This is a genomic window from Marinobacter sp. bablab_jr008, assembly GCF_016464145.1.
GTDB classification, from domain to species: domain Bacteria; phylum Pseudomonadota; class Gammaproteobacteria; order Pseudomonadales; family Oleiphilaceae; genus Marinobacter; species Marinobacter nauticus.
In genome coordinates, this window is the sequence record NZ_JACDWW010000092.1 from 81,382 (window position 1) to 93,218 (window position 11,837).

Genomic DNA, 11,837 nt, shown 5'->3' on the forward strand with positions numbered 1-11,837 from the left:
GGGGCCGGCCCGATCACAGGCAGGCGTCAAACAGCCGGCTGATCAGCACCGGCACAGCGGTTTCCACCCGAAGAATCCTCGGGCCCAGATGCACGCTCTGGCAGCCGGCTTCCTCCAGCTTGCCGACTTCGTAATCGGTAAAGCCCCCTTCCGGACCAATGCACAGGGCGGCCGGCTCATTGAGGTGGGTGGGGCAGGGCGCCGCCATGCCCGGATGCGCCACCAGTGCCCGTTTGCCCTCTAGCAGTGTCGGTAGTTCATCCTCCACAAAGGGTTTAAACAGCTTGCGGATATGGACCTGAGGCATCAACGTGTCTTTGGCCTGTTCCAGGCCCAGGGTCAGGTTCTCTCTCAGATGATCCTCGGTTAGCCAGGGCGTTTGCCAGAAACTCTTTTCCACCTTGTAGCTGTTGATCAGCCAGAGATCCTTCACACCCAGAGAGGCGCAGGTCTGCAGTACCCGCCGGAACATCTTGGGCCGGGGCATAGCCAGTATCAGCGTGAGCGGTAAGGGGGCAGGGGGTTGCTGATTCAGGGTTACCAGCAATTCGGCCTCGGTCTCTGTCATTGACAGCACTTCAGCATGGCCCATCAGGCCGTTTACCCGGCCAGCCGGTATGCGATGGCCGGTGCCGGCTTTGAGCACCGTTTTCAGGTGCTCCAGCCGACGGCCGCGGAGACGCACCCGGTCCGGGGCGACGAAGTCTTCCTCAAACAGCAGGGCCAGATTCATCAGGCTTCGGGCTCTTCTCCGTCGGCCTCTTCCCGTTCCCGGTAGGCGAGGCGACCAAATATGATGCCGAACTCGAACAGAATCCACATGGGCACGGCCAGGAGCGTCTGGGAGATGATGTCTGGTGGGGTCAGCAGCATGCCGATGATGAAACAGGCCACGACCACATAGGGGCGCTTGGCGGCCAGGTCTTGCGGAGTAGTGGCGCCGGTCAGAATCAGTAGTACCGTCGCAATGGGGATTTCAAACGCAATGCCGAAGGCAAAGAACATCTTGAGCACGAAGTTCAGATAACTGCTGATATCAGGCAGTTCGACAATGCCCTCCGGGCCGATGGCGGTAAAGAAACCAAACACCAGCGGAAAGACCACGAAATAGGCGAAAGCCGCGCCAGCGTAGAACAACAGCACGGAAGTAAACAACAGCGGGAAGGCCAGGCGCTTTTCATGGGCATAGAGCCCGGGCGCCACAAAACTCCAGAGCTGGTAGAGAATGATCGGAATGGCGACAAATACCGCCAGAACCAGTGCCAGCTTCAGGGGCGCAAAGAAAGGCGAGGTGATGTCGGTGGCGATCATGGTCTGGCCGACCGGCAAAAGTTCGCGCAACGGCTGGGACAGCAGAAGATAGAGTTCGTTGGCAAACGGATAGATGACGGCGAAACAGATAATCACCGCCAGCACCATTTTCAGTAGCCGGTTGCGAAGCTCAAGCAAATGCTCGATCAGGGGCATTTCCTGTTGTTCAGACGATGTCTGCTGGCCGTTTTCGGTGGCGCTCATGAATGCTTGTCCGAGGGGCTGGTCGGTGAGGATTCACTGGGTTGATCGCTGGCCGCCGTCTCGTCCCTGACGGGTTCATGCGGTGCTTCGGGCAGTTTGTCCTCCTCCTTAGAGGGTGGGGTTACCCGCCGGGTTGCCGGTGCCGGCCTGGGCTTGCGGGCCTGATCGTCCGGCAGGATCATGTGCTCGTACTTCTTGGCCTCATCCAGGGCGCCACGCACGGTTTTCTCCACATCGTCCAGGCCCACATCACCCGCCTTACGGAGCTCCTCCCGGAGTTCTTCGGCCTTCAACTGCCGGTCCAGTTCACTGGTGAACTGGCTGACCATGCGCCGGGCGCCACCGATCCAGCGGCCAGCCGCCCGCGCCGCCGTCGGCAAACGCTCCGGGCCGAGCACGAGCAATGCAATCACGCCGCAGATCAGCAGCTCTAGAAAGCCGATGTCGAACATTCAGGGGGTGCTCAGCCTTGCTTTTCTTTGGGCTTGTCTTCCGCCTGGGCTTGTTGCTCGGCGTTCTGTTTTTCCAGCGGTTGCTGTTCGGCGTTCTTCTCTTCCTCGTCGTTCATGGATTTTTTGAATCCACGGATGGCGCCGCCGAGATCGCTGCCGATGTTCCGGAGTTTCTTGGTTCCGAATAACAGGATGACGATGCCAAGTACGATAAGAAGTTGCCAGATGCTGATACCCATGAGGGTTCCTCGTTCAAATGTTGCTGTTGCATGACATTGTACGCCAACCGCTACCCCTTGCGGAAATACCCCTTGGGGGTACTCCTTTACGGATTCCGGGAGGCTTTTTCTTCCAGGCCTGACAGGTCGAAGCGGCTGGCCAGTTCATCCAGAACATCCTTCGGGCCCAGGCCTAACCGTGACAGCATCACCAGGCTGTGAAACCAGAGGTCGGCCGTCTCGTACACCAGGTCCCGGGTTTCGCCGGAATGCTCTGCATCCTTGGCAGCGAGCAGCGTCTCGGTGCACTCTTCGCCCACCTTCTCCAGAATCTTGTTCAGCCCCTTGGCATGCAGGCTGGCGACGTAGGATGTGTCGGGATCCGCCTCTTTGCGGGCTTCCAGTACCTGTGCCAGTCGTTCCAGTACATCACTCACGGTGTCTGCTCCTCAGTTGCTGCCGTAGATGGTGTTCGGGTCTTTGAGAACCGGATCGGCGCTCACCCACTGGCCATCTTTCAGGGTTCGGTAAAAACAGCTTCGCCGGCCAGTATGGCAGGCAATGCCACCTTTTTGTTCCACTTTCAGCAGCACCACATCGGCATCGCAGTCGAGCCTGATATCCCGGAGCACCTGCTGGTGCCCGGAGCTCTCGCCCTTGCGCCAGAGTTTGCCACGGGAACGGGACCAGTACACCGCCTGTCCTTCCTCAACCGTGAGCCGGAGAGATTCCCGGTTCATCCAGGCCATCATCAGGATATCGCCATTATTGGCATCCTGGGCAATGGCCGGCACCAGACCGTCTTCTGTCCATTGGATCTCGTCGAGCCAGTCAGGCTGTACGACGTTAGCGGGAGAATCTTGCATTTTTATGAATCCTGAATCTTTGATGGTTCAGCGACTGCCCCGGAGCATGACGCCTGCCGCTCCGGCAAGCAAGACCCAGCTCCAGACCGGCAGATCGGCCAGCCACTGCCCGGCGTGGGGCTGGCTGCCCACCAGGGCCGCGCCTGCCAGAACCAGGGCGATGAAGCCCCGGCGCCAACGGCGTTCGCTGCGCATTTGCTGCTCTTTCATCAGCGCCAGGGTTGCCCGGTTTTGCGCTTCGGTGGGGCCGCTGGAGCGTATCTGTAGTAGTGCGTCGTGAACCAACTGGGGCATCTCTGGCGATTGCTCGAGCCATGATGGCAGGTGGTTCTGCAGAGACTTGATCAGGCCGGACGGACCGATGCGTTTCCGCATCCAGTCTTCCAGAAACGGCTGGGCGGTACTCCACAGATCCAGATCCGGATAAAGCTGGCGGCCAAGGCCTTCGACATTGAGCAGGGTTTTCTGCAACAGCACCAGTTGGGGCTGCACTTCCATGTTGAAGCGCCGGGCGGTCTGGAACAGGCGTAACAGGAAGTGACCAAAGGAAATATCCTTCAGGGGGCGCTCGAAGATGGGTTCGCACACCGTGCGAATGGCGGCCTCAAACTCGTTGACGCGGGTTTCCGGCGGCACCCAGCCAGACTGGATGTGCAGTTGCGCTACCTGGCGGTAATCCCGGCGGAAGAACGCCAGCAGGTTGCGGGCCAGGTAGCTTTGATCGTCCGGCGCCAGGGTGCCGACAATGCCGAAATCGATGGCAATATATTTTGGGTCGGCCGGATTGGAGATATCCACAAAGATGTTGCCCGGGTGCATGTCGGCATGGAAGAAGCTGTCCCGGAACACCTGGGTGAAGAAGATCTCCACCCCTTTTTCCGCCAGTACCTTCATGTTGACGCCCGCCTTTTCGAGTGCGGGTACGTCGGCAATAGGAATGCCGTGAATGCGTTCCATCACCAGCACCGATTTGCGGGTATAGTCCCAGTCGATAAAGGGGATGTAGATCAGCGGGGAGTTCTCGAAATTCCGTCGCAACTGGCTGGCGTTGGCGGCCTCCCGTTGCAGATCCAGTTCGTCGTGGATGGTGGAGTCGTAGTCTGCCACTACCTCCGCCGGGTGCAGCCGCTTGCCTTCGGACCAGTACTTCTCCAGCAGGCCGGCCATCAGGTACATCAGGCCCAGATCCTGGCGGATGACTTTTTCGATGCCGGGGCGCAAAACCTTGACCACCACTTTCTGGCCGTTGGGTAGGGTTGCAGCATGCACCTGGGCCACGGAGGCGGAAGCCATCGGATCCGGACTGAATTCGGCAAACAGTTCCGAGACGGGCGCCCCCAACGACTTCTCGATAATGCCTCGGGCTTGTTCGCTGGGAAAAGGTGGGACCCTGTCCTGCAGCTGTTTCAGGGATTCGGCCATGTCATCCGGTAACAGGTCCCGGCGGGTGGAGAGAATCTGGCCGAATTTGACGAAAACCGGGCCCAGCTCTTCCAGCGCCAGGCGCAGGCGGTCACCCCGGCTCAGTTTTGGCTGCGGGAACAGGTGCCAGGGTGCCAGCAGAAAAAAGATTTTCAGCGGTGTAGGCAGTTCAGACAAGGGCAGAAACGTGTCCAGCCGGTAGCGGCAGAATACCCAGGCAATTCGGAACAGGCGTTGCAGGCGGGTCACAGGGTCTCCGTATTGTTATCGCTACCGGGTGCTTGCAGTTGCTTCAGCCGAGCCTCCAGGCGTTCGGTGCGCAGGCTCAGCTCATCGATATCCTGAAATGTGGCCTCCAGCTCCCGCCGGCCGGGCAGAGTGCGGCTCTCTTCGTGGACATATTCCTCCACATTGGCGTTCATGGTGCTGAACGCCTGGCGGCTCCATTTGACCGCCTGGCGGATGCGTTTGCCGATGAAATGGGCCGGCACATCGCCCAGGTGGTTTGCCATGGCCGCTTCCCAATCCGGTTGCAGCTGGTTCAGAGCGCGCTGCAACTGGTGGGCCAGGGCCGTGTCGCCCTCCACCGTCAGGCGTTCGTCGGCAAATACCCGGTCATCGCCCAGTGCCAGGGCGGCAAAGGCGACCGGCCGCCCGGTGATGATTAACACCGGTTGCGGATCCGGCTGGCTGCGAACCTGTACCCGTTCGCCAGCGCGATTCAGGGTCCAGTGCATGGTGACCGGGGCCGTAATGGTGAACTGAACCGGCCCGCCCAAGGCGCCCAGCAAGGCGCGCTGGCCGGCCGGGTCCAATGTCAGCGCCCGGTTCAGGGCGCCCTCAATAATGGCGCCTGTCGCAGAAAGCAGGGTCGGGCCGGGGAACATCAGGGCTTGATTCCCACGTGCAGGGCCACGATGCCGCCGGTCATGTTGTAGTACTTGCAGTTCACCAGGCCGGCAGTTTCCATCATGCCCTTCAGGGTTTCCTGATCCGGATGCATGCGGATGGACTCGGCCAGGTACTTATAGCTCTCGCTGTCCCCGGCAATCAGCTGGCCCATCAGGGGCAGGGCGGTGAAGGAATAGGTGTCGTAGGCCTTGCTCAGCAGCGGGTTGGTGGGCTTCGAGAACTCCAGCACCATCAGCTTGCCGCCCGGCTTAAGTACCCGGGCCATATCCCGCAGGGCCTGATCCTTGTCGGTTACATTGCGCAGGCCGAAAGCAATAGACACCGCCTGGAAACTGTTGTCCGGGAACGGCAGGTGTTCGGCATCGGCCTGTACGTATTCGATGTTGCCGGCGTAACCCCGGTCGGTCAGGCGGCTGCGACCCACCTGCAGCATGGAGGCGTTGATATCGGCCAGCACCACTTTGCCGGACGGGCCCACCAGATCGGAAAACTTCATGGTCAGGTCGCCGGTACCGCCGGCAATGTCCAACACCTGATGGCCCGGGCGTACGCCGCTCAATTCAATAGTAAAGCGCTTCCACAGGCGATGAATGCCCATGGACATCAGGTCGTTCATGAGGTCGTACTTGCCGGCGACACTGTGGAAAACCTGGGCCACCTGACCGGCCTTCTGGCTTTTCGGCACATTGCGAAAGCCGAAGTGGGTAACGTCGTCCTGGCCGTTGCCTTGGGTGCCCGGTGCTTGCTGCTCGCTCATGGAAGTTGGTCCTGTCAGAATCTAAGCCCTGTATTCTAACCTTTGAGGGGTTGGCTACAAGTTTATTGCCGGCTTACACTGTAAAACCGTTTCCAAATCACTGAGAAAACTGATTCATGTCTGTTATCGATATCCATCGCGCCCATTCCCTGGACAAGGAGCACGCCCGCGAGGCGGCCGAAACCCTGGCCAAGGATTTGTCCAAACAATTCGATGTCAATTACCAGTGGGAAGGCGATCTGCTGAAGTTCAAACGCAGCGGTGTCAAAGGGCAGCTGGATATTTCCGAGAACGACCTGCATATCCGTCTGGAGCTGGGGTTGATGCTGCGGCCGTTCAAATCCCGCATTGAGCAGGAAATTCACTCCCAGCTGGATCAGATCATTCAGGCCTGAATCCCGCTACAGGTCATCCGGCAGGGAGAAAGGGGTCGGGTGGCCTGCCAGAATGTTGTCCATCACTCGTTGCTCCCGGCTGAGCAGGCGATCAATCAGCAGGTCGACCCGATTCATTTTCCGAAAGGCGCTGTAGCCACGGTGCAGAAAGCTGTGCAGATCACCCAGGTCGGCCATCTCGGCCGGACCGCGGGTCATGGACAGTAGCCAACCGAGGGTGCGATTGCGAACGTAGCGATCCAGTTCCTGCCCGGTTTCCGCTACCAGAGCCAGTTGTCGCTCGCGAATTGCAAGCTGTTTGCTGGCGCGATAAGCCTCGCAGTAACGCTCATCATCAAGACCTGTTGCCGAAAAGCCCTGCTGCGCAAGTATCTCTGCCAGCTCAAGATCGAGGCTCTGGGTAATCAGGTTGAGCTCGACCAGGCCGGCAAAGGTGGCCAGCAGGTGGTCGGGAAGCCATTTCACCATCTTCGGAAATACCCGGTCGATGTTGTCGTCCCGGCGGGTCATGCCGGCAGGGGCATAGAGGTCGGTCAGCAGAAATTCCAGGCCGGTGTGGTAGCCCGGGTGACGGTAGAGATCCAGATGGGTGTTTTTCAGCCGCTCTGCCTGCCAGTCTGCCACCTGGTGGGCCTCATCCCGCAGGGGGTGCCCGGCCTTGTGTTGGCGGAAATCGTGGTATTCCAGCAGCAGGTGTTTCAGACGGTGGGCGTTCTCTGTGTGCACATCCGTGGCAACCAGCCGCTCACGATACATTAAAGGCTCCAATCAACCGGGCAGAAAAGCGCCAGTTTAACGAAGCCTTCGGTGTGACGCACCTGCCCGTTTGCGTTGAATTCAGCCTTGGGCCGCAGCCTCAAGGGTTTCCAGGCCCGGCACCCACTCCTTGCTGTCCAGCGTGATGAAGTGGCTGGGGGCTTCGGTTTCGACAATGCGCATGGTGGTGGGGCTGGTGCGAGCGCTGGCCAGCATGGCCTGGCGATCCAGTATTCGGTCGGTGGCCGGTATCAGGAAGGTCCCGTGGCGCACATGGCGATACACCGAGGTGTCGGTGCGGGCCATCCATTCCATGATGTTCTCGATGTTGCGAACAATGGTCAGATGGTCTTTGGTGGCATAGAACAGTTTGCTCAGCAATTGGCGCTTGCGCGGGTTCATCTTGCCGAAGAAGGTCTGACCATAGGCCGACTGGGGGGCGCTGTTGATCAGGCGAATCAACCAGGGCCACATGCCATGGCTGACTGGTTCGAGCAATGTGGTTACCAGCGCATGCAGTTTGCCCTGGGGCAGGACCGGCGCTTCCAGTACCACTTCCACGTTTTCGTAAAGCTCCGGCCACTGCCGGATGGCCTCCAGAATCACCGCGCCACCCCGGGAATGGCCATGGATCCGGATGTTCTCGGTGCTGGGCAGGTTCTGCAACGACTGGTTCAGGATGCAGGCGTCGTATTCGATGGTGCCTTCAAGGTGTTTGATGGGCACTTCCCAGGCCGGATTCTCTGGCGTTACACCGTTCACCGGGATGTGATAGTTACTGCAGGTGAGCAGAATCAGTTCGGTGGTGGGGCCATCGTAGGCCTGGGTAAAGTAACAGTGATTCTCAAGAAAGCCATGCACGCCAATAACGGTGTGCTCTGCTGTGCCACTGTGATTACGCACAGACACAGCACCCCGGCCCACGCGGTAAACCCGGCCGGAAAACATTTCGGAATAGGCGCTTTCGATCGGTTTGATCAGCTTGCGAACATGACTGGCTTTCATGATTCATCTCCCTCCGGCCGCTTTTCGTTGTGTTATTGGTTTTGCTGAGCCGGTATGACATTTGTACCGTGAATGCCGAACGGGTTTAGTGGCGCCAGTGCCTGCAAAAATGGTGTGTTGAGGCCAATTGGCCGATCCGGGGCACGGTTTTATAACCATGGCACCGGGCCATATAACCAGTATAGGACTGAACAGTTACTCACGTGTAATTTTTTGTAACTCTGTGCGCGGTGCCCGAGGATGGAGCCGGTATCCGGACTCTGGCACAATGCCGGATTGGTTTTCTTTCCTACAGGCACGCTATTGATCGGGGATAATCGGGTTTGAGCCAGGAGCAATCGCATCTCATGCTGCCTTCGGATTCAGCCTGGCTGGCTCTGGAACGGCCCGAAAACCCGATGACCATCACCATCATGCTGAGGGTCGACGGGCTGACGCCGACCCGTTTCCGGGAGTTTCTGGAGGTATACTGGCTGGCCTGGGAGCGGTTCCGCTGCCGCCCGGTGTGGCGTGCGCCTGCCTGGTACTGGGAGAAAGACCAGACCTTTTCCGCCCCCCAGCACCTTGATGTGGCGCTGGACCGATTCGAGCCGGAACAGCTGCAGGACTGGGTCTCCGAGCGCCTGAACGAACCCTTGCCGCTGTATCGTCCACGCTGGAAATTCTGGTTGGCACCCAACGCACAGGGTGGCGCTGCGTTAGTTTTGAGGCTGCATCACTGTTACGCCGATGGCTTGTCCCTGCTGGGTATTTTTGACCGCCTGTGCCCGGCATCGCCGCGACAGTATCCGGCCGTTTATGGATCAACGGAGGAGCCCCGCGCTGGAGCCTGGATGGCGGCTGCCCAAAGCTGGCTGGAAGCCCGGATGGCAGAGGCGATTCCGGCCGTCTCTGGTTCTGTCGATACGCCATCAACGCCAGGCACTGGCAAGAGCATGGCAGGCCGTGCCCTGGAAAACAGTCTGCGCCTGGTGCACGAATTCAGTGAGTTTCTGGTGAGCCCAGAGGACTCTCCGTCTGAGTTGAAACGCCCGCTACTGGGCCGACGCAGCTGCCGCTGGTCCTCCCCGGTACCTCTGTCCCGCTTCCGCACGATTGCCCGGGCAACCGGTACAACCATCAACGATGTCCTGCTCGCCTGCGTGGCGGCGGCAGTCAAGCCCCGACTGGGCATGACTCCGGAGCAACTGGATGAGGCGGTGATGCACGCGGCGGTGCCGGTCGACATCCGGGCTTGCCTGCCCGACGGCGTGCGGCCGGAAGAGGGCGAGCCCGGTAACTGCTTTGGCACGGTGTTCGTGCCTTTGCCGGTGGATGGAGAGAGTGCCCTGGAGCGGTTGTTCCGGATCAAGCATGAAACCCGGAAACTGAAGAAGAGCTGGCAGCCTGGCCTGGCCTGGGGGCTAACCAGCTGCGCGGCACTGATTCCCGAACCGGGACGCAGGCCCTTCGCCGACCTGTTCTTCGGGAAAGCTTCGGCGGTGGTATCTAACGTTCCTGGCACTCCGGACACCCGCTATCTGGCTGGATGTGAGATCACCGAGCAGATGTTTTGGGTGCCTCAGGCCGGTGATATCGGGCTGGGTGTCAGCATTGTCAGCTACGGCGGACAAGTGCAGTTTGGTGTTGTGGCGGACGAGGCTGTGATGGCGGATCCTGCAGCCTTTGTTGAGGATTGCCTGAAAGAGCTGGAGCACTTCGGTGCCGACTAAGACCATCGGATAAGCGGATTATCTTCCCTCTCCATACAAATGTTCCGGATTGAGGTCTACCTTTGTTTTGTTAGCGCGAAAGGCTGCGTTGCCCCGCGACAAATACAACAAAGAGGAAGATGTCATGATCTATGCACAACCCGGAAAAGAAGGTTCCATTGTCTCCTTCAAATCCCGCTATGAAAACTTTATCGGTGGCGAGTGGGTGGCGCCGGTTAAAGGCCAGTATTTCGAGAACATCACCCCTGTTACCGGTGCGGTCATTTGTGAAGTGCCCCGTTCCTCGGCCGAGGATATCGACCTGGCGCTGGATGCCGCCCACAAGGCGGCGCCGGCCTGGGGCAAAACGTCGCCAACCGAACGTTCCAACATCCTGCTGAAAATTGCCGATCGCATTGAAGCCAACCTTGAGCAACTGGCCGTGGCGGAAACCTGGGACAACGGCAAGGCGGTGCGTGAAACCCTGAATGCCGACATCCCGCTGGCCGCCGATCACTTCCGTTATTTCGCCGGTTGTATCCGGGCTCAGGAAGGGCACATGGGCGAAATTGACCATAATACCGTCGCCTACCACTTCCACGAACCGCTGGGCGTGGTTGGTCAGATCATCCCCTGGAACTTCCCGTTACTGATGGCGGCCTGGAAGCTGGGCCCCTGCCTGGCCGCCGGCAACTGTACGGTGCTCAAGCCCGCCGAACAGACTCCGGTCAGTATTCTGGTGCTGATGGAGCTGATTGGTGACTTGTTGCCTCCGGGTGTGATCAACATCGTCAATGGCTATGGCCCGGAAGCCGGCGAAGCCCTGGCGACCAGCAAGCGTATCGCCAAGATCGCCTTTACCGGTTCCACGCCGGTTGGTTCGCATATCCTCAAGTGCGCGGCGGAAAACATTATCCCGTCTACGGTGGAGTTGGGCGGCAAGTCGCCGAACATCTACTTCTCGGATGTTATGAAGGCCGAGCCGGAGTTCATCGACAAGTGTGTGGAAGGCCTGGTGCTGGCGTTCTTCAACCAGGGGGAAGTCTGTACCTGCCCGTCCCGGGCGCTGGTTCAGGAAGACATGTTCGAAGAATTCATGCACAAGGTGGTTCAGCGTACCAAGGCCATCAAACGTGGCAACCCGCTGGATACGGACGTCCAGGTGGGTGCCCAAGCCTCCAGGGAACAGTTTGACAAGATCATGTCGTACATGGAAATCGGTCGCCAGGAAGGCGCGGTTGTACTGACCGGCGGTGACCGTGAGCACCTGGAAGGTGAGTTCAACAACGGCTTCTACATCCAGCCAACCCTGTTCAAGGGCGACAACAAGATGCGGGTTTTCCAGGAAGAAATCTTTGGCCCGGTGGTGGGCGTTACCACCTTCAAGACCGAGGAAGAAGCCCTGGCGATTGCCAACGACACCGAGTTTGGTCTGGGTGCCGGTGTCTGGACCCGAGACACCAACCTGGCCTACCGCATGGGCCGCAACATCCAGGCCGGTCGGGTCTGGATGAACTGCTACCACGCTTATCCGGCCCACGCCGCGTTCGGTGGTTACAAGAAATCCGGGGTTGGCCGGGAAACCCACAAGATGGCGCTGGAGCACTACCAGCAGACCAAGTGTATGTTGACCAGCTACGACACCAACCCACTCGGATTCTTCTGAATAATATGGGTGCGCGGCCGCGGGCTTCCGTGGCCGCTTTGTTCGTTTGCCCGGCGAAGCTGGCAAACCCGGCCATCTGAAAGAAGATGGCGTCACCCCGACTGAGGGGAAGACAATCCGACTGGCAAGGGCGTCACTGGCCAACGGTGGGGTCTGAAGGAAGCCATAGGAAGTTAACGGTA

The 11,837-nt window shown here is 59.3% G+C and carries 14 protein-coding genes; 3 read left to right on the forward strand and 11 right to left on the reverse strand.

The genetic code is table 11. From position 1 onward, the window contains the following. Positions 1 to 13 precede the first annotated feature (13 nt). From JIF53_RS19215 to ubiE, 9 genes are all read right to left on the reverse strand, one after another. Positions 14 to 733 (reverse strand): 16S rRNA (uracil(1498)-N(3))-methyltransferase, encoded by a 720-nt coding sequence (locus JIF53_RS19215; RefSeq protein ID WP_199454067.1) that lies wholly within the window; start codon positions 731 to 733, stop codon positions 14 to 16. Next, positions 733 to 1,515 (reverse strand): twin-arginine translocase subunit TatC, encoded by a 783-nt coding sequence (gene tatC, locus JIF53_RS19220; RefSeq protein WP_199454069.1) that lies wholly within the window; start codon positions 1,513 to 1,515, stop codon positions 733 to 735. Before tatC ends, JIF53_RS19215 begins: the two co-directional genes overlap by 1 nt. Beyond that, positions 1,512 to 1,967 (reverse strand): Sec-independent protein translocase protein TatB, encoded by a 456-nt coding sequence (tatB, locus tag JIF53_RS19225; protein WP_199454071.1) that lies wholly within the window; start codon positions 1,965 to 1,967, stop codon positions 1,512 to 1,514. Before tatB ends, tatC begins: the two co-directional genes overlap by 4 nt. An 11-nt stretch (positions 1,968 to 1,978) precedes the next feature. Next, positions 1,979 to 2,206, reverse strand: coding sequence for a Sec-independent protein translocase subunit TatA (tatA, locus tag JIF53_RS19230; protein WP_014422690.1), 228 nt, complete (start codon positions 2,204 to 2,206; stop codon positions 1,979 to 1,981). An 86-nt stretch (positions 2,207 to 2,292) separates the two neighbouring features. Further along, positions 2,293 to 2,622, reverse strand: a complete 330-nt coding sequence (locus JIF53_RS19235; RefSeq protein ID WP_199454073.1) for a phosphoribosyl-ATP diphosphatase — start codon at positions 2,620 to 2,622, stop codon at positions 2,293 to 2,295. 12 nt (positions 2,623 to 2,634) lie between these two features. Next, a complete protein-coding gene (gene hisI, locus JIF53_RS19240) occupies positions 2,635 to 3,051 on the reverse strand; it encodes a phosphoribosyl-AMP cyclohydrolase (RefSeq protein ID WP_023009608.1) in 417 nt (138 codons plus the stop codon). 27 nt (positions 3,052 to 3,078) lie between these two features. Further along, positions 3,079 to 4,722, reverse strand: a complete 1,644-nt coding sequence (gene ubiB, locus JIF53_RS19245; RefSeq protein WP_199454081.1) for a ubiquinone biosynthesis regulatory protein kinase UbiB — start codon at positions 4,720 to 4,722, stop codon at positions 3,079 to 3,081. Then, on the reverse strand, positions 4,719 to 5,360 hold the full coding sequence (locus tag JIF53_RS19250; RefSeq protein WP_199454083.1) for a ubiquinone biosynthesis accessory factor UbiJ: 642 nt from the start codon (positions 5,358 to 5,360) through the stop codon (positions 4,719 to 4,721). The genes ubiB and JIF53_RS19250 overlap by 4 nt, the downstream gene beginning before the upstream one ends. Continuing rightward, on the reverse strand, positions 5,360 to 6,142 hold the full coding sequence (gene ubiE / locus JIF53_RS19255; RefSeq protein WP_014422685.1) for a bifunctional demethylmenaquinone methyltransferase/2-methoxy-6-polyprenyl-1,4-benzoquinol methylase UbiE: 783 nt from the start codon (positions 6,140 to 6,142) through the stop codon (positions 5,360 to 5,362). The genes JIF53_RS19250 and ubiE overlap by 1 nt, the downstream gene beginning before the upstream one ends. A 116-nt stretch (positions 6,143 to 6,258) precedes the next feature. Here ubiE and JIF53_RS19260 point away from each other — a divergent pair, with 116 nt between their 5' ends. Further along, a complete protein-coding gene (locus tag JIF53_RS19260) occupies positions 6,259 to 6,537 on the forward strand; it encodes a polyhydroxyalkanoic acid system family protein (RefSeq protein WP_011786826.1) in 279 nt (92 codons plus the stop codon). 6 nt (positions 6,538 to 6,543) lie between these two features. Here JIF53_RS19260 and JIF53_RS19265 read toward each other — a convergent pair whose 3' ends face one another. Both JIF53_RS19265 and JIF53_RS19270 read right to left on the reverse strand, forming a co-directional pair. Beyond that, complete coding sequence (locus tag JIF53_RS19265) at positions 6,544 to 7,293, reverse strand: FFLEELY motif protein (protein WP_199454085.1); 750 nt, start codon at positions 7,291 to 7,293, stop codon at positions 6,544 to 6,546. Between the two features lie 81 nt (positions 7,294 to 7,374). Continuing rightward, a complete protein-coding gene (locus tag JIF53_RS19270; RefSeq protein ID WP_153740537.1) occupies positions 7,375 to 8,298 on the reverse strand; it encodes an alpha/beta hydrolase in 924 nt (307 codons plus the stop codon). A 347-nt stretch (positions 8,299 to 8,645) separates the two neighbouring features. On the opposite strand from JIF53_RS19270, the gene JIF53_RS19275 reads away from it, so the two are divergent. Further along, positions 8,646 to 10,010 carry a WS/DGAT domain-containing protein gene (locus tag JIF53_RS19275; RefSeq protein ID WP_199454087.1) on the forward strand — a complete coding sequence of 455 codons (1,365 nt, stop codon included), beginning with the start codon at positions 8,646 to 8,648 and terminating at the stop codon, positions 10,008 to 10,010. Between the two features lie 124 nt (positions 10,011 to 10,134). Further along, entirely contained in the window at positions 10,135 to 11,655 is a 1,521-nt protein-coding gene (locus JIF53_RS19280; protein WP_199454089.1) for an aldehyde dehydrogenase family protein, read from the forward strand. The last annotated feature ends 182 nt before the right edge of the window (positions 11,656 to 11,837 follow it).